Here is a 26,896-nt window from a genome sequence, read left to right as displayed (position 1 = left end):
TCTAAAACCAACTCAAAAATAGGCTATGAACAATCTTTGATTTAACATCAAAAATCAGTCATAGCCTATTTTTACAAAACTTTTATTTCAAACTCTTTATCGTCTACTATTATTCACCTCTGAAATAAGCAACAGCACTCTCAAAGAGTTGCTGATCTTTATGACCAGGGATATTTTTGAAGAGGCCTGATTCGTAACGTTCAGAGTGACCCATTTTACCGAGAATCTGTCCGTTTTTACTGATAATCCCTTCAATGGCTGCAACTGAACCATTTGGATTATAGAAAGAATCCATGCTTGGCTTGCCTTGGAAATCAACGTATTGAGTGATGATTTGGCCATTTGCAATCAAGTCAGCGAGTTCAGTTTCAGAGACCACAAATTTCCCTTCACCGTGAGAAACTGGGATGGTATGAATGTCACCGACTTGAACACCTGTCAACCATGGCGAATTGGTATTGGCAATTCTCGTTTCGACCATTTTAGCCACGTGTTGATTAGCATCATTATAGAATAAGGTTGGTGACTCTTCAGTCAAGCTGTCAAATTGACCATATGGCAATAAGCCAGATTTAACCAAGGCTTGGAAACCATTACAGATACCGAGAATCAAGCCACCACGCGCGATAAATCCATCAATGGCTGACTTAACTTGCTCGTTTAAGAGAATATTTACGATGAATTTGGCAGAACCATCTGGTTCATCCGCTGCTGAGAAACCACCCGCAAACATGAGGATGTTGGCTTGTGCGATATTGGCAACCATTTCTTTGATCGAATCCGCAATATCTAAAGTACGGAATGGGACTATTTTAGCCTTAGCTCCTGCGGCTTCGAAAGCTTTAGCCGTATCATACTCACAGTTAGTACCTGGGAAAACTGGAATATAAACAAGCGGTGTCTTGATTTTAGCTGATGCTTGGATTGTAGCATGAGATACTTTTGTCTCAACTTCTACTAGTCTATCATCTTGTTCAAACAAGGTCGGATAGACTGATTCTAGTGGGCTTTCATAGCTTGAAAGCAACGTCTCGCCTGAAAGGCTGACACCATTCACCACAAGATTAAAGTCTGTCGTCGTACGACCGATTTTTGTAACACCTGAAAGATCTTCTGGTGAGGTAAAGATGAACCCAGCAAACTGCGCTTTGAGTAGGTCAGAGATGTCTGACAAAGCAACATCAGCGCCGATGTGATTTCCGAAGGCCATGAGAGCAATCGCTTCACCAAAACCACCCGCTTTGGTTGAAATGGCTGCTGTGATACGATGATGGGCCTGTAAGTCCGTTAGCAAGTCAAAATTCGATTTGATAATGTCCCAGTCGATTTTATCTGTGAGCGTTACACCTGGGATATAGTAGATATTTTCATTAGGTGACTTAAACTCTGGTGACAAGATGCGGTCTGTTTCAGAAGTTGTCACACCAAAGGCAATGAGTGTCGGTGGCACTGTAATATCTTCAAAGGTACCGCTCATCGAATCTTTCCCACCGATTGATGGTAGACCGAGTTGTTCTTGGGCTTCTATGGAGCCAAGTAGAGCCGCAAGTGGTTTACCAAAGCGTTCCGCTTGTTTATCCATACGCTCGAAATATTCTTGGTATGAAAAACGTGCTTTAGACCAGTTTGATCCCGTTGCAACAAGACGCGCCGTTGCTTCAATCACGGCATATGCTGCACCATGATATGGTGACCAGGCAGCAATTTCTGGATTATAGCCATGTGCAAGGAGGGAAACCGTATTGGTCACACCGTGCAAGACTGGTAATTTTTGAACAGAACTTTCAGTTGGTGTGATCTGATAACGCCCACCAATAGGTTGATTGACAGTTGAGCGACCGATTGAGCTATCAAAAATCGTTTGTAGCCCTTTTTGTGAGGCAAAGTTTAACTCTGATAAAAGACCATTCAAATCAGCCTCTAGAGAATCCAGAGTTGACGTTTTGTCAAATGGTACAGGTAAATCAGAATCGACGACTGTCGCATCAACAACCACACGGACACCGTTTGTATCAAGGAATGACCGTTCAATGTCAACGATCGTTTGACCTTTCCAGACCATGGTCAAGTTGGATTTTTCAGTGACTTCTGCGACTTGAACCGCTAAGATATTTTCCTTGGCACATTCAGCGATAAATTTATCAACATCTCCTGCTTCAACGACAACGGACATCCGTTCTTGTGATTCAGAAATTGCAATTTCTGTCCCTGATAAGCCTTGATATTTCAAAGGAATTTTATCTAAATCAATGCGCAAACCATCCGCTAATTCACCAATGGCAACACAGACACCGCCCGCACCAAAGTCATTGGACTTTTTAACGAGCTGTGTCACTTCTGGATTTCTAAACAAACGTTGAATTTTACGCTCTTCAATCGCATTGCCTTTTTGAACCTCAGCGCCTGCTGTTTCAACTGTTTCCTTAGTCTGTACTTTTGATGAGCCTGTTGCCCCACCAACACCATCACGACCTGTTTTACCACCAAATAAAATAATGGCATCACCGGCTTGAGGTTTCAAACGCAGAACGTTTTCTTTTGGAGCGGCACCAACGACAGCACCTGTTTCCAAGCGTTTAGCGATAAAGCCAGGGTGGAAATATTCCTTGACATAAGTCGTCGCAAGCCCAATCTGGTTGCCGTATGAACTGTAACCATGGGCAGCGCCTTTAGAAATCACTTGCTGTGGTAATTTACCTGCTCGCGTTTCTGAAATCGGCGCCGTGATATCTCCCGCACCCGTAATTCTCATCGCTTGATAGACATAAGCACGACCAGAAAGCGGGTCACGAATGGCACCACCAATACAAGTCGATGCGCCACCGAAAGGCTCGATCTCTGTTGGGTGATTATGGGTTTCATTCTTGAACATGAGAAGCCACGGTTCTTTAACACCATTAACATCCACTTCAATCTCAACCGAACAAGCGTTGATTTCATCAGAGACTTCCATGTCATCCAAACGACAATTAGCACGCTCGTAACGCCCGAAAATCGTCGCTAATTCCATCAATGTCGTAGGCTTTTCGCTACGTTTGATATCTTCACGCATGGCTAGGTATTTTTCAAATGTTGTTTGAAGTTGAGTCTTAAATTTCGACTGAGAGAAATCAATTGTTTTCAGTTCAGTCTCAAAAGTTGTATGACGTGTATGGTCACTCCAGTACGTATCTAAGACTTTCAATTCGGTTTCGGTTGGGTTTCGGTCAACTTTCTTGAAATAATCCTGAATCCACACTAAATCAGCCACTTCCATTGCGAGTGAGTAGGCTGTGTGAAGCTCAGCAATTTCAGCTTCCGATTTTGTGATAAATCCTTCGAGAACTGGAATGTTGTCACTCGCGTCTGAAATTTCCTCATCAGAAATCGCTGTTTGAATCTCTTTAAAACGTGAGTCAACTGCATTGAGTTGATATGTTTTGATTTTTTCAAATTCTGCATCTGATAAATCTGAATTGAGAAGATAGAGTTGGGCAGTTTTAACTATGGCATCATGACTAGCTCCTAATAAGAATAAGGCTTCTTCTGCTGAGGTAGCACGTTGATCAAATTGACCCGGTAGCGCCTCAATGGCGAAGAATTTCGAGTCAGCAAGGGCTGATTTGACTGTTTCATCGGACAAAAGATTATCCGTTACTTTTTCAGAAAAAATTGACTGTTCTGCGGCCGTCAAAATCTCATTCGTCACATGAAACACATCATAGACTTGAACGATATTAACAGATGTCAAAGTTTCGAGTTGTAGATTGTGTTGCAACTCTGTCAAGAGAGCATGGTTTTTAACTTTAAATTCAGGTTTTTTAGCGACAAAAATACGTTTTTTCACGAGATTATTTTCCTTCAAATTCTGCTTGTAAACCGGCGAGGACTTTTTGATAAACTGGGATTAAATCCCCTAAATCACGTCGGTAGACATCTTTATCAACATGGTTATTGTCTGCATCCCAAAGGCGAGATGTATCTGGTGAAATTTCATCTGCTAAAATGATCGTACCATCAGGCAAACGACCATATTCGAGTTTGAAATCAATTAACTTGAGACCGATTCTAGCAAAAATTTCTGTCAAAATAGCATCAGTTTTAAGCGCTGCTTGTTTCAGAAAAGCAATCTCTTCGTCTGTTGCGATGTCTAAGAATTTGACATGGGCATCATTGATAAATGGGTCATCTAAATCGTCATTCTTGTAGTAAAATTCAACGATTGGCGCTGGCATTTTGATACCTTCCTCGATATCAAAACGTTTAGAAAATGACCCTGCTGTATAGTTTCGAACGACCACTTCCAAAGGAATAATGTCCACTTTTGTGTTTAATTGTTCTGTTGTAGACACTTGTTCGATGAAATGTGTGTAGACACCACGACGATTGAGTTCACGGAAAATCAAGCTTGTGATCTGATTGTTGAGCTCACCTTTACCAGCAATCTGGTCTTTTTTCTTGCCGTTGAGTGCTGTCGCCTGATCTTTATAAGCTGCGAGCACCACTGCTTCATCATCAGTCTGATAGAGATTCTTCGCTTTACCTTCATAGAGCAGTGTCCGTTTGTCAGTCATTTTTTCTCCTCATTCATATCTTCAACATCTAGTGTCAAAATTTATTATAAATCCATGATATCGTAAATTTTTAGTAAATCATCAAAAAAACTGCCTAAATTAGGCAGTTTCTATAGTAAATGTTCGGTTTTCATCCTGTTTTCAGTCTCATTTCTGACTAAAAATCAGTGAATGTTTCATAAATAGCGATATAAGGTGCTTACGTTCTTGTGAGAACAGTCTAGTAATCCAAATCATCCGCATGACCCGTAGCATTACCAACAAAATAACCTGTTTTACAGTTAATTGATACGAGGTAGGTGCCATCAGATTTATAAAGGTTATAATAACCATTACCTTTTTGGATACTTGCAGGCAACAAAATGTAATTATCACCAGAAATGTAGCCACGTTCACGACACTTTTGTAGAACTAATTCTCTGATACCAGGCGCCCAAGCATAGGCCGGATCACTCAGGTCTGCATTAGGATCGACAGGTACTCGTGAATTAGAGGTGACAATCGTAACATTTGGATATTGGGCTTGATACTGAGCAGTTGATAAGCCGTAGCCTGAGGATATAGGTCCTGTCGCTGAGCCGGCTGTTGCAGTGGTTGCGCCACCTTGTTGCGGTGTCGTCGTTGTATTTGCTGGTGCTGACGGGGCGGCTGGTTGAGCGTTTGCGGCTGAAGTTGATGCATTAGCTGCGGCTGTCGATGCATTAGCTTTTTGTTGTGCCTGACCGTGGGTCACAGCATCTTTTAATAAGGTATTTAAAGCAGTGTTTTCAGTTGCCGTATAGCTCAACTTAGCGTCATTTCGAACTTGCGCCGTTTTATCCAAAACGCCATCTTTAATAATAGCTTTATCGAAATTCCCATTCATTGCTTTGATGGCCGAGATTTCCGACTTAAGCTCGTCTACCTTAGCTTTCAAAGTCTTGTAGTCAGACTGGTCTTTCAACTTATCTAACTCACTTGTCAACTTGTCGAAGTTATCAAACTGATCATTTTTTAATTTTGTTTGCTTTTCGTCCACAAAAAATGTCGCATAAACTTTGTTAAAAGCAGCTGTTTTTTTGGCTTCCTCAGACTTTTTAGCCTCAGATTTTGCAGTTTGGGCAGCTTGCTTCTGGTTGGACTGATCAACTTGATACCATACTGTCCCCCCAACTGCTAATAGAAGAAGCGCACAAACACCGATGATTAGTGGTTTTTTATGAGATTTCGTCTCTTGTTCAGAAGCGCCGATTGACCACTCTTGTTTGGCTGAAGCTGGCTGCGGCACAATCATTTCAGGGACTTTGACAGGAGTTTTAACCTTGGTTGTCGGTTCTGATACTTTCGATGCGAATGGCGTCACAACAGGATCAGGATCAACTTGACTAACGGGTTCATCTGACTTTTCAGACAAGGCAGGCGAACCTGGCGATTGTTCATCGTCATCATCAGCTGCTAGAACAACCGTGTCAAAAGAACCTTGGATTTCTGGGAAATCAGGTTCGATAGCTTCTTCAACAGGCTCAGTCACTTCTGGTATTTCTGGTTCAGATACTGGTGCTATCTCTGACACTGTTTCACTTTGTACTGAAACTTCTTCTACTGCTGTATCAGACAATGTCGTTTTGTTTTCCACCACGTCTTCTTTTTCAGATGAAATTTCTTTTTCTGAATCATCTGAATCAGCAGTTGCTGCTTCACGAGCAGTTTTAACCAACTTGTCTAAGCTTTCAGATGCAGCCGCTGCTTTCAGTTGGCGCTCTTTTTTTGCAGATTCAATATCAGATCTGTGTTGCCGAATATACTTATCGAGTGAACTTTCCTTAGTCAAATTTTCAGTCTCAAGCTCATCTGATTTAGCCGAAACCTGTTCAACAGTCAGATTTTCAGCATCTTTCATCGCCAATGTTTTTTCTTTGTAAGCAGTCTTTTTCTTTTTTTTAGCCATATTATTTTATTCTCTTACCAAAATATTGGTACAAATCTGTACGAAGTCGACCATTGTATAACTTACGTTTTTTGGTCGCCTTAGCACCGTAATGTTTCTCAAATTCTAAGTCACTTGTGATGATATATTTACTCCAAGTCTCGAGAGGCTTGAAGGTCTCACCCATCTCTTCATAAAGTTGGTAGGCTGCTGTCTCATCTCCTAAACGTTCCCCGTAAGGTGGGTTAGAAATCAAGACACCATCTAATTTCTCCGAACGAAAGTCTTGCAGACGCATTTGCTTGAATTGAATGATGTCATCAAGTCCGATTTCGAGGGCATTTTCTTGAGCGATTTGGATCATGCGACCATCTATATCGAAGCCAGAGATATCCAGTTTGGCATCGTAATTTGCCAAACCTTCGGCATCATCTCGAACCTTTTTGAAGATTTCCTCTTCAAACCATGGCCAAGCCTCGAAGGCAAAGTCACGGTTAAAACCAGGGGCAATATTCATACCAATCGAAGCCGCTTCAATACAAAATGTACCAGAGCCACAAGTCGGATCAACAAAGGGACGTGACATATTGGCGCGCCAGTTTGTCAACATGATAATGGCTGCTGCCATATTTTCCTTGATTGGCGCCCCACCTTTATCCACACGATAGCCACGTTTAAAGAGTGACTCGCCTGTTGTATCCAACATGATCGTTGCGACATTTTTATGGAGCGCGACTTCAATTGAGAACAAGGCTCCCGTCTCAGGAATCGGGACATTTTCAGGGCGATGGTAATGGACTTGCATTTTTTTAGCAATTGCTTTTTTCGTAATGGCTTGAATACTTGGCTCATTGTGCAAGTCAGACTTGATGGCCTTAGCTTTAGCGATTGGAAATTGAGCGCCAAATGGTAAAATATCAGCCCAATCCAGCGCGTAGACACCTTCGAATAACTCATCGAAAGTCTTAGCTGGAAACTCACCAATAATGATCTTAACGCGGTCAGCCGTTCGTAACCAAAGGTTAGCTTTGGCAATCGTTTCTTTATCTCCTGAAAATAGAACACGTGAACGATCGTCCATTTTCGTTTCAATGCCCAGATCACGTAATTCGCGTGCCGTTAAGCTTTCAAGTCCTGCTGCTGCAGTTGCTACTAAATTAAAATTATTTTTCATCTTATCTTTTCCGTGAGTAATATATCTCAAAAAGGCTGGAGCTTTACGCCCCAGCCCCTGTCATCCAGTTTTCTATAAGCCATGTTTTGTTCCAGTTGACCGTTCAGCCAACCTTCGATAATCATCTGTCTGCTATTTTTAAGCATGCCTAAAAATAGCCTCGTCGTGCGTTCAAATTCCGCGTGACAAGTGCCCCTACCATAAGTTTGGGTTGCTCGCTTGAGGGGTTTACCACGTTCCACTTGCCTTGTTTCCAAAGCAACTCGTCTCTATGGCACTTTTACAGAATTTGTCGCATATCTTCGTAAGAAAACTTAGCTAAAATTCAGCCGTTAGGTCTGACACACCTACCTAGGCTTATTGTTTCGCCTAGCACAAACACTGCGGGCGTCGCAGCCCGCGCGAGCATGGACTTTCCTCACGATTCACAAGGTTTAACCCAAGAAATCGCGCAATTATCCAAAAACTGGTTGTTTAAAATCGTTATAATATCCGAATAACCACTGTCAATTGACAGGATTATTCTCCAGAAATACCATTTGATGTCGTTGTTGTTTGGGCTTGAGGACCAAAAACAGCACGTTCCAAACGGTTTAAACGTTTGAGAATATCAAAATTATTGGCTGATTTCATCGTCACACGTGGTCCGCTCGCTGCATCACCTGTATCAGTTGATGCAGTAATCGGGTTAAAACGTTGTGTATTTTCAGAAACCGCAACCTGTGGTTTCGACTCAATATTACGGATTTTTTTCTTCAAGAATTCATTTTCTTCTTGTAAAGCTAAAATTTCTTCTTGAAATTTTTCATAATCGACAATGACATCATCAAGCAAATCATTGACTTGGTCTTTGTCATAACCACGCATTTTCACATCAAAGTCTGCATCGTAAATATCTTTAGGAGTAAAATTATAAGTTGCCATTATTCAGAGTCTCGCTATTTCTTTTCGTTATACTTTCAATCTTACCAAAAAAGAAGATCATTTACAAGGGATAGTTCAGCAGTCTTAAAACTTATCTCAGTTCTGCTTAGCTTGCCATTCTTTTTGGATCATATGGTAAGCTGCTACTGGATTTTCTGCCTGCGTAATCGGACGTCCCACAACGATAAAATCACTGCCGATTTCTCGTGCACGACTTGGTGTCATCACGCGCTTTTGATCACCCACCGCAGCACCCGCAGGACGAATCCCTGGTGTCAAGCAAATAAAGTCCGATGACGTCGCTGACTTGATGAGTTCAACTTCCTGTGCTGAACAGACGACGCCCGCAAGACCCGCTTCCTGCGTTTTTTGCGCATAATGTACGACTGACTCAGTCAAGCTAGTTTGAATATTTTGAAAGTCTCGCATCTGCTGTTCACTCGTTGAGGTCAGCTGTGTGACAGCGATGAGTTTTGTCGATCCTGCTAAGCCGTCCAGGGCTTCTGACATCATTTCCACACCACCTGCAGCATGAACATTGGTCAAATCAACACCAAGGTGACGAATAACTTTCATCGCTGACTTAACTGTATTCGGAATGTCATGCAACTTCAAATCCAAGAAGACATCGTGTCCTAAAGACTTGATATATTTGATAACGTCAGGCCCAGCGGCATAAAACAATTCCATGCCGACCTTAACGTACAACTGTTCATCTGTCTCAAACTGTGTCAAAAATGTTTTGACTTCGCTCATCCCTGAAAAATCTAATGCAATAACCGATCTGTTTTCTGTAAATTTACCCACGAATCGCCTCCTGACATTCTCTTATAAAAGTTTTTAAATCTGTGATACCGTACTTATCCATCACTTCTGGCAAAGTCTCGATGATTTTCGGACAGATAAAAGGATCAGTAAAGTTAGCTGTCCCAATTCCAATGGCTGAAGCCCCAGCGATCATCATCTCCAAGGCATCCTCAGCAGAATCCACCCCCCCCATACCGATAATCGGTAGACTTGAGGCTTGCGCCACTTGACGGATGAGTTTAAGTGCCACTGGGAAAATAGCAGGTCCTGACATGCCGCCAGTGCCATTAGCGATAATCGGTTGTCTGGTCTGCAAACTAAACCTTGTACCGACCAAGGTATTAATCATCGTAAACCCAGTTGCGCCTGCATCTTCGACGGCTTTAGCAATGGTTGTAATATCTGCGACACTCGGTGTCAACTTGACATAGACAGGCACATCAGACACTGAAACAGCAGCTTTGACAGCATCATAGGCCAGTTCAGGAACTTGACCGATGAGCAAACCATTATTGCCGTGATCGACATTAGGGCAAGAGATATTGAGCTCAATTGCTGTCACATTTTTAGCCTTAGAAATCTTCTGCGTGACTAAGGCATATTCTGCATTAGAAAAACCAGCAACATTGGCAATAATGGGCAAGTCAGGACATTCTCGTGCCAACCATGTCAGTTTGTCCGCAATCACAGCATCCACACCTGGATTTTGGAGGCCAATGGCATTGAGCATACCAGATGGTGTTTCTGCGACACGCGGCGTCGGGTTTCCAAACCGTGCTTCTGCTGTTGTGGCCTTAATCATGATTGAGCCTAAACGATTGATATCATAATATTTGGCATACTCTTGACCAAATCCAAAGCAGCCTGAAGCTGGGATAATTGGATTTTTCAAGTCAAGACCTGGTAATTGAATCGCTAATCTATTTTGGGTCATCAGATAACTACCTCACTCGCTCTAAAGATTGGACCTTGATCACAAACTTTCAAGGCTTGCTGACCTGTTTCATCTCCTGCAACATGGACGACGCAGGCGTAACAGGCACCCATCCCACAAGCCATTCTAGCTTCCATGGAGATGAAAGCATTGGGATGATTTTCTGTGCGACTGGCGACCGCTCTAAGCATTCCTGCGGCACCACAAGCATAGACAGCATCATAAGCCATGACATCAATTTCATCCATTAAGACACCGACATTACCATCACGTCCATAAGACCCATCATCTGTCACGATTTTAAGTTCGTATGCCACGGCAGCAAATTCTGATTCTAAAATGACTGCTGATTTCTGGGCGAAGCCTAACAAGACTGTGACGGCTACACCCATGGCTTCTATATCTCGCGCCAGTTGGACGAGTGGTGGGGTACCAATGCCACCGCCAATGATGAGAGCTTTTTGTTTTGGAAAGGGCATACTGAGGTCAAAACCATTGCCAAGTGGGCCCATGACATCAAGTTTTTGACCTGGTGTCATTTGTGAGACATCTGCAAGACCAGGACCCTCGACGCGGTAGATGATGACGCAAGTTTTGGCTTCGCGATCATACTCCGAAATCGAGATCGGGCGACGCAAGACCTTGTCGGGACTTGGCACGCGAATGTGGAGAAACTGATCAGGGACTTTCATATCTAGGACCATCTCACCTTGTAGCACCATACGAAATACGCGAGGCGCAATCTTAACATTTGACAAAATTGTCATTTCTTCTTGTAAAATCATCGCAACCTTTCTGCGCTTTCACTGTGTGAAAGCTTGAAACTTGACCTCATATCCAAAGACGCTTGACTAGGATATAAGATGTAGAGTGACTGCCAAAGATAACGCACATCAACATAAAAAACCGCAGGAAAAATCCTGCGGTTTGCTTTCATCTGACGCTGCAACCTTGTCACGCTCTCGGCGTGACTTAAAGGACTCTTGTCTATTATAACAAATTTACGGCTAAAAACCAATACATTTTCAAATGATTATTTTCTATCTTTCAGTGCTTTCAATGCATAGAGGATAGAGACGGTATCAATGACTTCTTGGAGCAAAGCACCGATTATAGCTGGCAAGATACCTGTTGAGGCAATCAGCATAAGTGCGATACAGATGAAGATACCAATCAAAACAGCCTCTTTGGCGACTTTCATCGTCTCACGAGAAATTTTGATACTTTCAGGTACGAGGTTTAAATCATTTCTTAACACGACAACGTCAGCACTTTCACTGGCAACTGTTGAACCACTGGCACCAAGGGCAATACCAACGTCTGATAAGGCAAGAGCTGGCGCATCATTGACACCATCTCCGACCATGACCATGGGACGATGCGTTTCTGGCAATTCTTTTAAGATGCCAATTTTTTCACTTGGCATCAAGCCTGCATGCATTTCTGTAATACCTAGTTCGCCCGCAACAAGTTCAGCAGTTTTTTGATTATCACCTGTCAGCATCAAAATATGTTGTACATCTTGAGCTTTCAAGCGTTCAATCACGTGTTGAGATTCTGGTCGAATTTTATCTTCAAACAAGATTTTTCCGATAAAGACATCATCTTCACTGATGAAAACCGCTGTCCCATTCACTTTTTCATCTTCCGCATTGGCAAAGTTGGCCCGACCAATTCGATAGGTTTTATTATCAATGACGCCGCTCAAACCAAGACCAGTCGATTCCCGTAAGTCTGCTACGGCTAAAAGCGCCAAGTCTTTTTCAGTTGCGAGTTTAACCAATGATTTTGCTAAAATATGGTTACTGCCAATTTCCAAAGCAGCTGCGATTTGAAGCAAGTCATCCTCGGAATGTTCTGTTTTTTCAGGTGTGATAGACTTTACTTGTAAAATACCAGTTGTTAAAGTTCCTGTTTTGTCAAAGGCAACGGTTTTAGCAAGTGATAATTTTTCAATCGTTGTCCCATTTTTCACCAGAAGACCATTACGGGAGCTACGACTCATACCACCAACAAAGGCAATCGGTGCTGCCAAAATCAAGGGACATGGACTTGCAACAACCAAGACTTCAGCAAAACGAGTCATGTCACCAGAAATAAGCCAAGCGGCACCGGCAATGAGCAAAGAAACAATGGTAAAAGGCACTGCATAACGGTCTGCCAATCTGACAAACTGTGCAGGTGTTGCTTCACTTTCTTTGACTAACTGAACGATTTTTTGATACTGACTATCAGATGCTTTCTTGCTAGCCTGAATCAAGACGGCTGTTTCACCGTTGATACTACCAGATAAAACGTCATCGCCAATAGCTTTTGTCACAGGCTCAGATTCACCAGTTAAAGACGATTCATCAAACCAGCTATCACCTTCTAAAACAACACCATCAATTGGGACAACTTCACTTGCCTTGACTAAGAAGACGTCGTCGATTTCGATAGCATCAATCGGTGTATCTTCATAGCTATCGCCGACTTTCTTGTGGGCAAAAGTTGGTGAATTTTCTAGCAGTTTATGTAGTTCACGACTTGCACGATGCGCTGCGTAGTCTTCTAAGCTTTCGCCGCCAACAAGCATGACAATGATAATCAAGCTTGCCCAGTATTGACCAATGACTAATGTTGAAATAATCGCGATGATAGCGAGTAAGTCAACACCGTAACGACCGCTGCGTAAGGTTTTAATCATCTCAATAAACATTGATATAGCTAAAATTGCCCCAGCAATTGTCACGAGTACCCGTGTCATTGTCGGTTGCTTAAAGCCGAAATCTAATATAATTGCAATGATTGCAATCATAAATGTGAGGGTTAGTTTTTGCCAGTTTTTCATAATTTGTTATATCTCATTTCTAAAAATCTCTATGATTAGTATAGCATAAACGCTCTAAAAATGGCACTCTAACGCCTATTTAGTGAAATGTTGACTTAAAAGTAAAAATGTTTTGACAGATTTCCAAAAATAAGTCAAAACACTTTTACATTAAAAAACACACTAGCTTAACTAGCGTATTCCTCATTTGTTTATTAATAAACTGATTAAATTGCTTGTGTCACAAATGAGCGACTTTCCAAAACCTTCAACATGGCAGCGATCGTATCTAGTGATGTAAACAAAGGTACACCGTGCTCAATAGATTCGCGACGAATGGTCATGCCATCTGTGTTATGATCGTTTCTGTCTTTCCCCATGGTATTGACAACCGCTTGAATGCGACCTGAACGGATGCTATCAACAATATTGGCTTGACTTTCTGTGCTTTCTCCAATTTTAGCGATGACTTCAGCATAGACACCATTCGCCTCAAAGAATTTAGCTGTGCCAGATGTGGCATATATGCCGTAGCCGATGTCGTGGAAACGTTTCGCCAGGGCCAGCGCTTCTTCTTTGGCATCATCCGCAACTGTAAAGAGGATGTTACCAAAGGTTGGCAGGTGGAGATATGACGCTTCAAAGGCTTTATACAAAGCTTTTTCAAGTGTCGTATCAGAACCCATGACTTCACCTGTTGACTTCATTTCTGGTGAAAGATAGGCATCCACTTTTTGTAATTTCGTGAAGCTGAAGACTGGCGCTTTGACATGAACCTTATCGTCTTCAGGGTAAAGACCATCTTCATAGCCCAACTCTGTCAAGGTTTTTCCTAAGATCAGCTGCGTTGCAACTTGTGCCATTGGAATTCCAGTTACTTTAGATAAGAATGGCACTGTACGAGAGGCACGCGGATTCACTTCGATGACATAAACCGTGTCGTCAAAAATAACAAACTGAACGTTCATCATACCGATACAGTTGAGGCCAAGCGCCAAGCGTTTTGTATAATCAGCAATCGTCGCTTGCAGTTCAGCTGACAGATTTTGCGGCGGATAAACGGCCATCGAATCACCCGAGTGAACCCCCGCACGCTCAATATGTTCCATGATACCTGGAATCAAGACATTTTCACCATCACAAATCGCATCCACTTCACACTCACGACCAAGCAAGTAAGAATCGACCAAAACGGGATGATCTGGACTCGCTTTAACCGCAGTTTGCATATAGTTGCGCAAATCAGCCTCATTATCCACGATTTCCATGGCACGTCCACCCAAGACATAAGATGGGCGAACAAGAACTGGATAACCAATCGCATTAGCATTGGCCACCGCTTCTTCTTCATTGGTTGCTGTCGCACCAATCGGTTGCGGAATCTCAAGCTCTTGTAGCGCCGCTTCAAAAAGTTTCCGATCTTCTGCCCGATCAAGTGCTTCAACCTGAGTTCCTAAAATCTTAACACCAGCTTTAGACAAAGGCTCTGCCAGATTGATAGCCGTCTGCCCACCAAACTGAACGATAACTCCTTTAGGTTGCTCAAGATCGATGACATTCATCACATCTTCGAATGTCAGAGGCTCAAAGTAAAGTTTGTCAGAAACTGAAAAGTCAGTTGATACAGTCTCTGGATTTGAGTTCATAATAATCGCTTCATAGCCTGCTGCTTGAATCGCTTTGACTGAATGGACCGTCGCATAGTCAAACTCGACACCTTGACCAATCCGAATCGGACCTGACCCAAGGACTAGGACAGACTCTTTTTCAGAACGGATTGACTCATTTTCAAACTCATAAGAGCTGTAGAAATAAGGCGTTGTTGACTCAAACTCAGCCGCACAAGTATCGACCATTTTAAAGACTGGCACAATACCACTATCTAGCCGACGTTTCCGAACTTCCGCTGCATCTGTCCGCCAAAGATCCGCAATTTTACGGTCTGAAAAACCATTTCGCTTAGCATCTTTCAGAACTTCTGGGCTAAATACATTGACAGCTAATTCTTGCTCGATTTCAACGATATGAAGCAATTTATCCAAGAAAAAGAGGTCAATTTTTGTGAGACTGTGCAGTTCTTCAATCGTGTAACCACGGCGAATCGCTTCTGATAGGTAGAAAAGACGATCATCCTGAGCCTTCACGATTTTTTCAACCAAGGCATCATCTGTCACATCTGCCAATTCAGGCATTTCATTGTGGTAAGCGCCGACTTCAAGTGAGCGAACCGCTTTCAGGAAGGATTCCTCGATATTGCGGCCAATCGCCATGACTTCACCAGTCGCTTTCATCTGTGTGCCGAGACGACGTTCCCCAGATTCGAATTTGTCAAATGGAAAACGTGGAATTTTAGAAACCACATAGTCAAGCGCTGGTTCAAACATAGCATAAGTCGTCCCAGTTACTGGATTAATCATCTCATCCAAGGTCAAGCCAACAGCGATTTTCGCTGCTAATTTGGCAATCGGATATCCTGTTGCTTTAGAGGCAAGCGCTGATGACCGAGAGACACGTGGATTCACTTCGATGACGTAGTAATTAAAGCTATCTGGATCAAGTGCTAGCTGTACATTACAGCCACCCTCGATTTTAAGAGCACGAATGATTTTCAAGGACGCATCACGCAACATTTGGTATTCAATATCACTCAAGGTTTGGCTCGGTGCGAAGACGATTGAATCCCCAGTATGAATCCCAACCGGATCAAAGTTTTCCATGTTACAAACGACAATCGCATTGTCAGCTGCATCACGCATGACTTCGTACTCAATTTCCTTGAAACCAGCGATTGATTTCTCAATCAAACACTGCGTCACAGGTGAGAGTTTCAAACCGTTCTCAGCAGTTTCACGCAATTCTTCTTCATTATCACACATTCCACCACCAGTACCCCCAAGGGTAAAGGCAGGTCGAACGATGATGGGATAACCAATGGTATTGGCGAAAGTCACAGCTTCCTCAACCGTATTGACAATCTCAGATTCTGGAATCGGTTGGTCCAACTCTTCCATGAGTTGTTTAAACAAATCACGGTCTTCCGCTTGGTCAATGGCTGAGAGTTTTGTACCAAGGAGCTCGATATTTAACTCTTCTAAAATACCTGTTTTAGATAATTCCATCGCCATATTCAAGCCAGTTTGCCCACCAAGTGTTGGTAGCAAAGCGTCTGGGCGTTCTTTACGAAGAATTCGTGTGACAAACTCAACTGTGATCGGCTCAATATAAACCTTGTCCGCAATTTCTTTATCTGTCATAATAGTAGCTGGATTTGAATTGACCAAGACAACACTGTAGCCTTCTTCTTTTAGTGCCAAACAGGCTTGCGTGCCAGCGTAGTCAAACTCAGCTGCTTGACCAATAATGATTGGTCCAGAGCCGATGACCATGATTTTTTTGATATCGTTACGTTTTGGCATTAAAAGTCACCTTTCTCAAGCTTAGTTGCATCAATCATTTCCATAAATTCATCAAAGAGATAGTCTGCATCGTGTGGTCCTGGTGCAGCATCTGGGTGAAATTGAACTGAAAAAGCTGGCAAGTATTTATGGCGAACTCCTTCGACTGACTGATCATTAATTTCGATATGTGTCACCATCAGATCAGTTTTATCGATTGAGTCAGCATCTACCGCGTACCCATGATTTTGTGAGGTAAAATCAACACGACCTGTCGCAATTTCACGAACAGCATGGTTAAAGCCACGGTGTCCAAATTTCATTTTGCTAGTCGTTGCACCATTAGCCATAGCAAAGAGTTGGTGCCCTAAACAAATCCCGAAAATTGGAAATTTTTCTTGAATACCACGGATCATCTCTAAAGCCTCTGGCACGTCCGTCGGATCCCCAGGACCATTTGTTAGCATAACACCGTCTGGGTTCATATCAATGATTTCTTTAGCTGTAATGGTATGGGGTACAATGGTCAGATTACATTCACGCTTTGATAATTCGCGTAAGATGGAATGTTTAAGACCGAAGTCGACAACGACGATATTACGCCCAGTGCCTGGACTAGGATAGGCAGTATTCGTTGAGACTTGTTCGACTTGGTTAGTTGGCAAAACTGTCGCCCGAAGTTGATCTTGAACATGTTTGATTTCATCACCGGGATTGACAAGTGTAGCTTTCATTGTACCATGATGGCGGATAATCCGAGTCAAAGCGCGCGTATCAATGCCTGAAATTCCTGGAATATTTTTACGTTTCAAAAATTCATCCAGTGACATTTGATTGCGCCAGTTGCTTGCCAAACGTGCATTTTCACGAACGACAACACCCTTACAGGTTGGAACAATCGACTCATAATCGTCACGATTAATGCCGTAGTTGCCAACCAAGGGATAGGTAAAGGTCAGAATTTGACCGTTGTACGATTGGTCAGTAATCGATTCCTGATAACCGGTCATCCCAGTACTAAAAACAACTTCACCCGTCACTTCTATATCCGCACCGAAGGCCGTCCCCTCAAAAATCGTGCCATCTTCTAAAATTAAAAGTCGTTTCATTCTTTCCTCTTTCTGCACTTTCATTACATGAAAGCTTGAACTTGATCTAGGCTTTCACTCCGCTCAAAGTCCTCATTATTGCCTTTAAGCTTTGCCGTTGAGTATAGCTTCTAAAATCGCCATTCGTATAAACATCCCATTGGTCATTTGCGCCACGATCCGAGATCTTGGTGCCTCAACCAAATCGCTTGCGATTTCTACACCGCGATTGACTGGCGCTGGGTGCATGATGATCGCCGACTCCTTCATCTGCGCATATCTCGCATGGGTCAAACCATACTGGTCATGATAGGCTTCTTTTGAAAATGTTTCGCCGGATTCATGTCTTTCATGCTGCACCCGAAGCAGCATCAGCACATCGACACTGTCAATGAGATCGTCCAAGGCCATATATTGACCATAAACGTCAAACTCATCTGAGTACCAACTTTCTGGACCTGTGAAATAAATGTCTGCGCCTAGACGTTTGAGCATTTGCATATTTGACTTGGCAACTCGACTGTGGGTAATATCACCAGCAATCATGATTTTCAGACCATCAAATGTCCCAAACTCTTCATAAATTGTCATTAAATCAAGCAAGGATTGACTTGGGTGTTGACCTGAACCATCTCCACCATTGACAATGGCAGACTGAATAGTTCGACTATCGACCAACTCTTGATAATAGTGTTCGTCTGTATGTCGAATGACACAGACGTCCACTCCAATTGCACTCATGGTCAAGACGGTATCATACAAGGTCTCGCCTTTTTTAACTGAACTCGTTGAGGCATCAAATTCGATGACGTCTAAACCAAGTTTTTTCTCAGCCACTTCAAAAGATTTGTGAGTGCGTGTTGAGTTTTCAAAGAAAAGATTGGCAACAAAGAATTGCCGATTGAAGACTGGTCTAATCCGTTGATATTTGAAATCTTGGGCACGTTTGATTAAGCCCAAGACCTCGTCATTACTGAGTAAGGCCATACTTGTCAAGTGTTTGATGGACACGATACCGTCTGGTGATATTGTCAAGATGAGATTCCTTTCACAAAAAAATGACTACCCTAAAGGCAGCCATAGCTTCGCCCGCGCTCAAAAAGACGGACGTTTTCGTGGACAACCTTCACAGCCTCACGGGACTGGTGTTAAAGGATTTTTATTCGTTTCTATTATTGTAGCAAATGTTCAGTTACTTTTCAATAGTCTTAGGTAAAATTAAGTGCATGAGAATACCGAGAATTGTCGAGAAGGCAACACCTGAAATAGAGATACCAGCAACATTCAAGGTCAAACCACCAATACCTGAAACGAGAATGACACTAGCAATCAAGAGATTGCGTTTATCATCAAAGTTAACCTTGTTGTCTACCAAAATTTTCAAACCACTAGACGCTATCACACCAAAGAGAGCGATTGAGACACCACCGATAACGGGGGTTGGAATGGAATGAATGAGGGCTGAGATTTTCCCGATGAAGCTGAGAACAACTGCGAAGACTGCAGCGCCAGCAATGACGTAAACTGAATGAATTTTCGTAATCGCCATGACGCCAATGTTTTCACCATAAGAAGTCACTGGCGGCGCACCAAAGAAGCCGGCAATAATTTGCGCTATCCCATCCCCTGTTAAGGTGCGTTCCAATCCTGGATCTTTAAAGTAATCATTACCGGTTAAAGAGTTTAGTACCATGACATGGCCGAAATGTTCGGTCATGGTCACAAAGGCAATCGGTGCCATGGTCAAAATCGCTGATGGGTAGAGTTTAAAGTGATAATCGACAAACATGATGTCAAACTTAGGGACGTCTAACCAAGCGCTTTTGCTAATTTCATCAAATGAAATGATCGTCGTGCCGGTGATTTTTTGGACGATGAGAGTAAAGACGTAACCGACGATGATCCCGAGTAAAATCGGAATCAAGCTCGTCAAGCCTTTGCCGAACATGTTAAAGGCTAGAACCGCAAAGAGGGTTACGAGGGATATCATTAGGAAGGTCAGATTGTATTCACCATTTTTATTCATGGCGTCATTCACGGCTGTCCCTGCAAGACTTAGACCGATGACCATGACGATAGGACCAACAACAATCGGTGGGAGAACCTTATCAATCCATCCTTTACCGACAAATTTGACGATTAAGGCGACTAGGAGGTAGACGAAGCCACCGACTACTGCACCTTGCGCAACAGCTGCTATGCCATCTGATTTCATCAGACTTTGCATGGCAAGGATGTAGGCAAAACTTGAGCCCATGTAGGCTGGGATTTTATACTTGGTAACACTTAAGTGAGCTAATGTACCAAGACCACTTGAAAAGAGGGCGATGGCTGGATCAATGCCGACTAGGATTGGCACTAGGACTGTTGCCCCAAACATGGCGAAGAGATGTTGGAAGGATAATCCTACCCACATGCCAACTGGCGGTTTATCGTGTACATCGTAAATCACGTCATTTTTATTGGCAGTCATTTAGTCCTCTTTCTTAATCAAAATGCTATCGGCATCGTCAATTTCAGAAACATGGACAATGATTTCTTCATCACGCGCAGTTGGAATATTTTTACCGACATAATCCGCTCGAATTGGCAGCTCACGGTGACCACGGTCAACGAGGACTGCTAAGCTCACTTTAGACGGACGACCTAGCTCAACCAAACCATCAATCGCCGCGCGGATTGTCCGACCTGTATATAAGACGTCATCAACTAAGATGATTTCACGGTCAGTGATTGAAACAGGGATTTCTGTCGTATTTTCTTCTGTTTTCTTGTCATCACGGAATGGTTTCGTATCTAGTTCACCGAGTGGGATGTCAATATTTTCTAACTGTTTTAAACGCTCTTGAATCCGTTGGGCAATATAGACACCGCGCGTTTTGATCCCAACGATAACCAATTTATCAAGCTCTTTATTACGCTCGATAATTTCGTATGTGATCCGTGTAATCGCACGTTTCATCGTGACTTCATCAATGATTTCTTTTGTTTTTGACATAATCTCTCCTATTATTTTCAACAAAAAATCCCTGCCAGTATGGGCAGGGAGAAATGATAAAAAACAGTCATTTTGCCTTGCCGCCTCTCTGGACGATTTAAAGGTTTATTGGCTAGAGCACTACCCCCAAAAGGGTTGGTGGTCTCTTCTGTTGCTGATTGTCATTATTATATCAAATTTTTTAAACTTTGGCTATAGTTTTTCTCAGATAGTTTTTATCACGACAAAACAAAAACAAGATCGACTCACGCGTCGTCTTGCTCTTTTACTTATTTTTCAACTTTTTTCTTGTTTTTGCCATGACGTTTTTGGCGGAAATCATTTTGACGGACTTCCATGACAACTGGTAAAACAACTGGGCGACGTTTGGTTTGATCGTATAAGAATTTACCAAGGGCATCGCGAATTTCAGACTTGATTTCAGCCCAATCAAAGTTATCGCCAGCCAAGTATGTTTTGACTTTTTCGTCTACTTTAACGGCTGCCTCTTTCATCAAATTACGTGAGTTCTTCACGTAGACAAAACCACGTGTGTGGACTTTTGTCTTACTGATGATTTTTTTCTCATGTTTAGAAATGGTAATTACAGCGATGAAGATACCATCTTCACTCAAAATTTTACGATCTCTTAAAACAATATTACCAATGTCACCAACGCCAGACCCGTCAATCATGACGTTTTCAGCAGCAATTACACCATTAGGTTCAAGATTTCCATTGGCATCAAAAGTGATAACTTCCCCACGTTTTGCTAGGAAGATATTTTCTGGTAAAATCCCCACTTCCATGGCACGCTCTGCGTGCGCTTGTAATTCACGGTACTCACCTTGGACGGGCATCAAGTTTTTAGGTTGAAGAATGTCTAGTAAGAACTGTAAATCACGGGAATTAGCGTGGCCTGAAACCGTCAAATCGCTTGAAAGCATCTTCATGATGCCACCTGCGCGATAGACGATATTTTCAGTTTTAGCGACCATCGTTTCATAAGAAATCGTTGGACTAGTCACTGTGTAGACCAAGTCGCCATCCTTGATTTTAACGGCACGGTGACGTCCTGTCGCCATGTCTCCTAAGGTTTTAAGTGGCTCACCCATCCGACCAGTTTCCAAAATCAAGAGTTCACGATCTTCGTACTTGTTGATGTCTTTTGGATTGATAATCATTTGCTCATCTTCGATGCGCAATTTGCCTAAATCGCTAGCTGTTTTGACAATTCTATCCATGTCATGACCAGTGAAAGCAATGTGACGTCCAACCTTAATGGCACTGTCAATCACTTGTTGAATCCGTGCTAAGTTACCTGCAACAGAGGCGATGATGACACGGCCTTCCCAGTCAGCAATGGTATCAAAAATTTTATCAGCGATTTCTGATTCACTGGCGGGTTGGAGATTAGTCAAAGCATTGGCAGATTCACTGAGCAATGCCAAAACGCCTTGAGAACCAATCTCAGCCAGACGACCGATATTTGTTTTATAACCTTCGCCAACGGCAGGATCGAATTTGAAATCACCTGTGTAGACGATATTGCCATCTTGTGTACCGACTACAATGCCCAAGCTTTCAGGAATGGTATGGGTCGTTGCAAAGAATGAAATGACAGCCGTGCCAAATTCGATTTCAGTAGATTCATCCACCACATGGAAATCATCAAATTTCTTGCTGCCATCAAAGTTTTTCACGCCAATTTTAGCGAGTTCAATCGTTAATTGACTACCAAAAACAGGGACAGGGACTTCAGACACGAGGTATGGTACAGCGCCAATCGAATCTGGGTGACCATGTGTCACAAAAACACCCGCCACACGATCGGCATTTTCCACCAAATAACTTAAATCAGGAATGACAAAATCCACCCCTAACATCTCAGTTTCTGGGTATTTTAACCCTGCATCTAAAACAAAAATGACATCGTCAACTTCAATGACATACATATTTTTACCAAACTCGCGCACGCCACCTAGCGCGGCTATTTTTATATTACTCATACTTAATTTTTTCTCCAATAATTGATATTTTTGCAAATCAAAAGTCGAAACAGTGCTGCTCCGACTTATCTTGTACAGTTACACTTACTATAAGTGTACCATTTATTTGGGTTTATATCAAATGTTCGTTTTCAATTCATGACACTGTCTTTAAAGTTAAACAGCTAACCTTCATTTCTAATTTTCAATCACTTGAATAATGGTCTTGGCTTCTTCTGCCGTTGCTGCCACGAGTGGCAAACGTAATGGTCCAACTTCAAATCCTTGATGATTAAGGACAGCTTTGACTGGCGCAGGGCTTGGTAGTGAAAACAAGGCATCAATTTTAGGTAAGAGTTGACGTTGTATACTTGCTGCGGCTTTGATATTTCCCTTGTCTAGCTGTTCAAACATTTCATAAAAGTCATCACCATTGGTATGGGCTGCGACTGAAATGACACCATGTGCGCCTAGAGCTTTGGCGTGAAATGCATGCCCATCTTCACCCGTATAGACTAGAAAATCATCGGGCGCCTGTTCGATCAGATAGGTCAAGTTTTCAACGCCTGTACACTCTTTGATGGCGATGATGTTGGGATGTTGCGCCAAACGTAGACTTGTTTCAGGTGTCAATTGTGCGACAGTACGACCTGGCACGTTGTAGAGCACGATCGGTAAGTCTGAGGCATCAGCAATGGCTGTAAAGTGTTGGAAAAGGCCTTCTTGACTTGGTTTGTTGTAGTAAGGGACAACGGCAAGGCCGGCTGCAAATCCACCAAAAGCAGCAACTTCTTGTGTGAAGATCACTGAGTCACGTGTGTCATTAGTTCCGATGCCAGCGATTAGTGGAACGCGCCCTGCCACAATTTCTTGCACCACTCTGAAAAGCTCTAACTCTTCATCATGGGTCAAAGTCGGGGACTCGCCTGTCGTGCCAGCCAATACTAAGCCTTGTGTGTGGTGGGCTAGTAAATGCTCGATTAATTTAGGCAGTGCTTCAAAGTTAATGTCGCCATTTGTTTTAAATGGTGTGACTAGGGCTGTGATAATTTGGGCATTTCTCAGTTGTTCTAATGACATAAGCACTCTTTTCTTTCGGGTAGGCAGGCATCTCAAGGATAAGTTAAGAAGGTTGTGGCAGTTAACAAGATTTTAGAGGATATAAAAACAGCCTTCATTTAAAAATTAAAGGCTGTCAAGTTAGTCAAATTGTCATTTGATTAGCTCACCTCTCGTCAAAAGACAAGAGACAGTTCGCGGGATTTAACCCAACGCCCCAAGTCAAATTTCTGTGGTGAAATGTGACTTTCGGCATCTACGCCGCCTGATAATGTCATCGTGTCCACCACTCGATTATCATTCTTCGTATTTGCAACCTCTAATATAGTTTATATTGTAACATATTGTTTTAAAGCTTGTAAAGTGTTTTGTAAAAGACTGACTGACGATTATTTCATCTCGAATTTCAAGTCTTCTGTTGCGCGGACTAAACCCCGTTCATGCAAAGTTTCTGCGATTTGAACTGAGTTCCAGGCTGCTCCTTTGAGCAAGTTGTCTGAAACGACCCACATGTGAATCCCTTTTTCTGCATCCAAGTCTTTACGAATACGACCGACAAAGGTTTCACGATGCCCAGCAGCATTAACTGCTTGCGGGTAAATTTGTTGGCTTGGATCATCTTCCAAAACTGCACCTGGGAAGGCTGAAATCGCAGCTTTCACTTGGTCAATCGGTGCCACTTCTTTGGTTTCGATGTAAACTGACTCTGAGTGTGCCAAAATCACTGGAATCCGGACACAGGTTGCTGAAACGGCAATGCTATCATCTTCCATGATTTTCTTGGTTTCGTTGGTCATTTTCATTTCTTCATAAGTGTAGTCATTGTCAGTGAAAACATCAATTTGTGGTAAGGCGTTAAAAGCAATTGGATAGTGTTTTTTATCGCCACCTGCAGGTAAGATGTCTGCCTTAACGTCTTTAGGATCAACCTGATCATTGACCACTTCTTTGATTTCACGTTCTGTTTCAGCAATGGCTTTAGCACCAGCTCCTGATACTGCTTGATAAGTTGACACGATGATGCGTTCCAAACCAAACTGTTGGCGAATCGGCTCGAGTGCTACCATCATTTGAATCGTAGAGCAGTTTGGACAAGCGATGATCCCATTATGCGCGTCTAGCGCATGGGCATTCACTTCTGGCACAACAAGTGGCACGTCTGGATTCATACGGAAGTTTGAGGTATTATCAACAACGACAGCACCTGCTTTGACGGCATACGGGGCAAACTTGGCTGAGACCCCACCGCCTGCTGAAAAGAGGGCAATGTCAATCCCTTCAAATGAGTTTTCTGTTGTTTCTTCAACGGTGATGTCTTGGCCTTTGAAAGTCAAGACTTTGCCTGCTGAGCGAATGGTCGCAAACAAGCGCACTTGTTTGATTGGGAGCGTTGATGATTCAAGCATTTCAATCATGCAACTACCTACAGCACCAGTGGCGCCGACAACTGCAACAACGTATTCTTTTGACATGTGGGTATCCTCGTTTGAATTTTCTAAAAAATTTTAATAGTCCTATTCTATCACGTTTTGAAACAAAATGAAAGTCCTTTGTGATTAAAAAAATCCCCTCTGTCATAGACAAAGGGGATCCCCAGAGCAACCATTTTAAAAATAGCTGTGCCAAAAAGTTCACATTTCTTGACAAGATTCCATCAATCCTTGACGGGCTAAGCCCCGAATCTCTCAGCGTAAATAAGGAACTTGCGTTCCAAATCGACTCATCGCATAAATCTATCATACACTATTTTTAGGTTTCTTGCAAACGACAAATTGATAGAGTGCTAATCCACTAACTAATATCAATCCTGAGACGATTAAATAGATAACGCCATTGGCAGCGGTCAAGCCGCCGTATAAGATCATGAAAGCTCCTAGGATCGCAAGTATCGGGCAAACATAGCCGAGGAGCTTACTTTGGATCAAGCCTTTTGCTGTGCGGATCATAACGCCAACATACAAACCTGTATAAAAGAGGTACATGATGACAATCGGAATCGATGAAATATCAATCCCAAAGCGGCTGATACTTGGCACCGTGATTGACAAATAATGAATCCCCAACCAGATCAGCGTCATGACAAAGCTCAGCAGTGCTGATAAAATCGAGAGGTTGTATCTGGCATGCAAGACGCCAATTTTATGACTATAGGGTAGCTCCTGACGTAATGCCAAGAAGTAAGGTGCACGAATGTTTGCGACGACCAACCCATTTAGCGTACCCAAAACAGAGATAATCACCGCAACCAACATGAGCTTCTGCCCCACCGGTCCAAACAAACGCTCAGCCGCAGCAGAAAAAGCTAAGTCACCCATTTTCATGATTTCTGCAGGCCCGATCATCAGGGAAATGCCAACAAAATAACTGACATAGACTGCTAAGATGATAAGTGGACTGATGATCAATGCTAATGGTAAATTTCGTTTGGAATTTTTGATTTCATGTCCAATAGATGGGGCAACGGTCCAGCCATCATAAGAAAAGGCAACAGCGACTATCGCACCTGTGGAGGATAAGACCACTGGTAAAGTGATGGCGTGTGATGAAATCGCCTGAGGATCTCCAAAAATCAAGCCACAAATCGCAATCAAAAGTAAGGGAATGAGCTTGATAAACATAGCCGACGTCTGGAAAATCTCTGATAATCGACTTGACCAAAGATTCATGATATATATAGCAACCAAATAGACCAGAGTCATGAGCCAAATGCCAAATTTAGCACTCCCAAACTGAGGGAAGAGTGCTAAGGTATAATTAGCCGCTACAAAAGCAACAATAGCAACTAAAGCTGGAAAATAAACAGTCGTTTGGAACCAGCCCAATAAAAAGGCAAACAATCTACCAAATGCTTTTTCAGCATAAGAAATCAAGCCACCTGCATCATCTGTCAACTTGGCCCACTCTGAAATGGTAATCCCACCAAATATAATCCCAAGTGCACCCAGTAAGAGCACCAGACAGCCCATCATCACATTACCATTGGTTTGCATGAGAATGTCATCAGCCTTGAAGAAAATTCCTGAGCCGATGACAATTCCAATAATCATCGCAATTGACATCAAAAGGCCAAATTTGCGTGTTTTTTCTTGTTTCATTTGTCTCCTATTTTCGCCGCCTGCAGATTTTTCGTAAGCGGTTCCGCTAGATTATTATAAACTACTTTCGACGTTTTAACAAATAATAGCTTTAAATAACAAAAATATTGTATTTTCGGATATCAAAGAAGAGACTGGGACAAAAGACATCAGCTAAGCAATTTTTAAAAAATTATACTAAAAATAG

The 26,896-nt window shown here is 42.6% G+C and carries 18 protein-coding genes, 1 other RNA gene and 1 riboswitch; all 19 genes read right to left on the bottom strand.

The window, feature by feature from the left end; all coding sequences use genetic code 11:
- Nucleotides 1-109: 109 nt before the first annotated feature.
- Nucleotides 110-3,826: a phosphoribosylformylglycinamidine synthase gene (locus tag LRA01S_RS01650; RefSeq protein WP_061773909.1), complete on the bottom strand. Its 3,717-nt coding sequence runs from the start codon at nucleotides 3,824-3,826 to the stop codon at nucleotides 110-112.
- A 4-nt stretch (nucleotides 3,827-3,830) separates the two neighbouring features.
- Nucleotides 3,831-4,553 carry a phosphoribosylaminoimidazolesuccinocarboxamide synthase gene (gene purC, locus LRA01S_RS01645; RefSeq protein ID WP_061773908.1) on the bottom strand — a complete coding sequence of 241 codons (723 nt, stop codon included), beginning with the start codon at nucleotides 4,551-4,553 and terminating at the stop codon, nucleotides 3,831-3,833.
- Nucleotides 4,554-4,773: 220 nt separating this feature from the next.
- Complete coding sequence (locus LRA01S_RS01640; protein WP_061773907.1) at nucleotides 4,774-6,480, bottom strand: cell division site-positioning protein MapZ family protein; 1,707 nt, start codon at nucleotides 6,478-6,480, stop codon at nucleotides 4,774-4,776.
- 1 nt (nucleotide 6,481) lies between these two features.
- Nucleotides 6,482-7,633, bottom strand: coding sequence for a THUMP domain-containing class I SAM-dependent RNA methyltransferase (locus tag LRA01S_RS01635; protein ID WP_061773906.1), 1,152 nt, complete (start codon nucleotides 7,631-7,633; stop codon nucleotides 6,482-6,484).
- A gap of 70 nt (nucleotides 7,634-7,703) precedes the next feature.
- Nucleotides 7,704-8,100, bottom strand: an RNA gene (gene rnpB / locus LRA01S_RS01630) — RNase P RNA component class B.
- A 52-nt stretch (nucleotides 8,101-8,152) separates the two neighbouring features.
- A complete protein-coding gene (gpsB, locus tag LRA01S_RS01625; protein ID WP_061773905.1) occupies nucleotides 8,153-8,557 on the bottom strand; it encodes a cell division regulator GpsB in 405 nt (134 codons plus the stop codon).
- A 96-nt stretch (nucleotides 8,558-8,653) separates the two neighbouring features.
- Nucleotides 8,654-9,364: an orotidine-5'-phosphate decarboxylase gene (gene pyrF / locus LRA01S_RS01620; RefSeq protein WP_082785345.1), complete on the bottom strand. Its 711-nt coding sequence runs from the start codon at nucleotides 9,362-9,364 to the stop codon at nucleotides 8,654-8,656.
- A complete protein-coding gene (locus tag LRA01S_RS01615; protein WP_061773904.1) occupies nucleotides 9,357-10,298 on the bottom strand; it encodes a dihydroorotate dehydrogenase in 942 nt (313 codons plus the stop codon). The genes pyrF and LRA01S_RS01615 overlap by 8 nt, the downstream gene beginning before the upstream one ends.
- A complete protein-coding gene (locus LRA01S_RS01610; protein ID WP_061773903.1) occupies nucleotides 10,298-11,083 on the bottom strand; it encodes a dihydroorotate dehydrogenase electron transfer subunit in 786 nt (261 codons plus the stop codon). Before LRA01S_RS01610 ends, LRA01S_RS01615 begins: the two co-directional genes overlap by 1 nt.
- A 248-nt stretch (nucleotides 11,084-11,331) precedes the next feature.
- On the bottom strand, nucleotides 11,332-13,128 hold the full coding sequence (locus LRA01S_RS01605) for a heavy metal translocating P-type ATPase (RefSeq protein ID WP_061773902.1): 1,797 nt from the start codon (nucleotides 13,126-13,128) through the stop codon (nucleotides 11,332-11,334).
- Nucleotides 13,129-13,334: 206 nt separating this feature from the next.
- On the bottom strand, nucleotides 13,335-16,523 hold the full coding sequence (carB, locus tag LRA01S_RS01600) for a carbamoyl-phosphate synthase large subunit (protein ID WP_061773901.1): 3,189 nt from the start codon (nucleotides 16,521-16,523) through the stop codon (nucleotides 13,335-13,337).
- Complete coding sequence (locus tag LRA01S_RS01595) at nucleotides 16,523-17,611, bottom strand: carbamoyl phosphate synthase small subunit (RefSeq protein ID WP_061773900.1); 1,089 nt, start codon at nucleotides 17,609-17,611, stop codon at nucleotides 16,523-16,525. Before LRA01S_RS01595 ends, carB begins: the two co-directional genes overlap by 1 nt.
- Nucleotides 17,612-17,695: 84 nt before the next feature.
- On the bottom strand, nucleotides 17,696-18,619 hold the full coding sequence (locus tag LRA01S_RS01590) for an aspartate carbamoyltransferase catalytic subunit (RefSeq protein ID WP_373279972.1): 924 nt from the start codon (nucleotides 18,617-18,619) through the stop codon (nucleotides 17,696-17,698).
- A gap of 163 nt (nucleotides 18,620-18,782) precedes the next feature.
- Entirely contained in the window at nucleotides 18,783-20,063 is a 1,281-nt protein-coding gene (locus tag LRA01S_RS01580) for a uracil-xanthine permease family protein (protein ID WP_061773897.1), read from the bottom strand.
- Nucleotides 20,064-20,588, bottom strand: coding sequence for a bifunctional pyr operon transcriptional regulator/uracil phosphoribosyltransferase PyrR (pyrR, locus tag LRA01S_RS01575; RefSeq protein ID WP_061773896.1), 525 nt, complete (start codon nucleotides 20,586-20,588; stop codon nucleotides 20,064-20,066).
- A 269-nt stretch (nucleotides 20,589-20,857) separates the two neighbouring features.
- The gene (locus LRA01S_RS01570; RefSeq protein WP_061773895.1) at nucleotides 20,858-22,576 is read right to left on the bottom strand and encodes a ribonuclease J; all 1,719 of its coding nucleotides are present in this window, start codon (nucleotides 22,574-22,576) and stop codon (nucleotides 20,858-20,860) included.
- A 177-nt stretch (nucleotides 22,577-22,753) separates the two neighbouring features.
- Nucleotides 22,754-23,635 (bottom strand): 4-hydroxy-tetrahydrodipicolinate synthase, encoded by an 882-nt coding sequence (gene dapA, locus LRA01S_RS01565; RefSeq protein ID WP_061773894.1) that lies wholly within the window; start codon nucleotides 23,633-23,635, stop codon nucleotides 22,754-22,756.
- 133 nt (nucleotides 23,636-23,768) lie between these two features.
- Nucleotides 23,769-23,944: riboswitch (Lysine riboswitch) on the bottom strand.
- Between the two features lie 59 nt (nucleotides 23,945-24,003).
- A complete protein-coding gene (locus LRA01S_RS01560; protein ID WP_061773893.1) occupies nucleotides 24,004-25,086 on the bottom strand; it encodes an aspartate-semialdehyde dehydrogenase in 1,083 nt (360 codons plus the stop codon).
- 264 nt (nucleotides 25,087-25,350) lie between these two features.
- Nucleotides 25,351-26,709, bottom strand: a complete 1,359-nt coding sequence (locus tag LRA01S_RS01550) for an APC family permease (protein WP_061773891.1) — start codon at nucleotides 26,707-26,709, stop codon at nucleotides 25,351-25,353.
- Between the last annotated feature and the right edge of the window lie 187 nt (nucleotides 26,710-26,896).

The organism is Pseudolactococcus raffinolactis NBRC 100932 (assembly GCF_001591765.1).
GTDB classification, from domain to species: domain Bacteria; phylum Bacillota; class Bacilli; order Lactobacillales; family Streptococcaceae; genus Pseudolactococcus; species Pseudolactococcus raffinolactis.
Note: the sequence above shows the minus strand (reverse complement) of the source record. Positions and strands in the feature narration are given on the sequence as shown.

Bases quoted from the DNA above. Each gene is read 5' to 3' on its own strand.
- purC (WP_061773908.1), bottom strand. From the start codon at position 4,553: ATGACTGACAAACGGACACTGCTCTATGAAGGTAAAGCGAAGAATCTC.
- LRA01S_RS01640 (WP_061773907.1), bottom strand. From the start codon at position 6,480: ATGGCTAAAAAAAAGAAAAAGACTGCTTACAAAGAAAAAACATTGGCG.
- LRA01S_RS01635 (WP_061773906.1), bottom strand. From the start codon at position 7,633: ATGAAAAATAATTTTAATTTAGTAGCAACTGCAGCAGCAGGACTTGAA.
- gpsB (WP_061773905.1), bottom strand. From the start codon at position 8,557: ATGGCAACTTATAATTTTACTCCTAAAGATATTTACGATGCAGACTTT.
- LRA01S_RS01615 (WP_061773904.1), bottom strand. From the start codon at position 10,298: ATGACCCAAAATAGATTAGCGATTCAATTACCAGGTCTTGACTTGAAA.
- LRA01S_RS01610 (WP_061773903.1), bottom strand. From the start codon at position 11,083: ATGATTTTACAAGAAGAAATGACAATTTTGTCAAATGTTAAGATTGCG.
- LRA01S_RS01605 (WP_061773902.1), bottom strand. From the start codon at position 13,128: ATGAAAAACTGGCAAAAACTAACCCTCACATTTATGATTGCAATCATT.
- carB (WP_061773901.1), bottom strand. From the start codon at position 16,523: ATGCCAAAACGTAACGATATCAAAAAAATCATGGTCATCGGCTCTGGA.
- LRA01S_RS01595 (WP_061773900.1), bottom strand. From the start codon at position 17,611: ATGAAACGACTTTTAATTTTAGAAGATGGCACGATTTTTGAGGGGACG.
- LRA01S_RS01580 (WP_061773897.1), bottom strand. From the start codon at position 20,063: ATGACTGCCAATAAAAATGACGTGATTTACGATGTACACGATAAACCG.
- pyrR (WP_061773896.1), bottom strand. From the start codon at position 20,588: ATGTCAAAAACAAAAGAAATCATTGATGAAGTCACGATGAAACGTGCG.
- LRA01S_RS01570 (WP_061773895.1), bottom strand. From the start codon at position 22,576: ATGAGTAATATAAAAATAGCCGCGCTAGGTGGCGTGCGCGAGTTTGGT.
- dapA (WP_061773894.1), bottom strand. From the start codon at position 23,635: ATGTCATTAGAACAACTGAGAAATGCCCAAATTATCACAGCCCTAGTC.
- LRA01S_RS01560 (WP_061773893.1), bottom strand. From the start codon at position 25,086: ATGTCAAAAGAATACGTTGTTGCAGTTGTCGGCGCCACTGGTGCTGTA.
- LRA01S_RS01550 (WP_061773891.1), bottom strand. From the start codon at position 26,709: ATGAAACAAGAAAAAACACGCAAATTTGGCCTTTTGATGTCAATTGCG.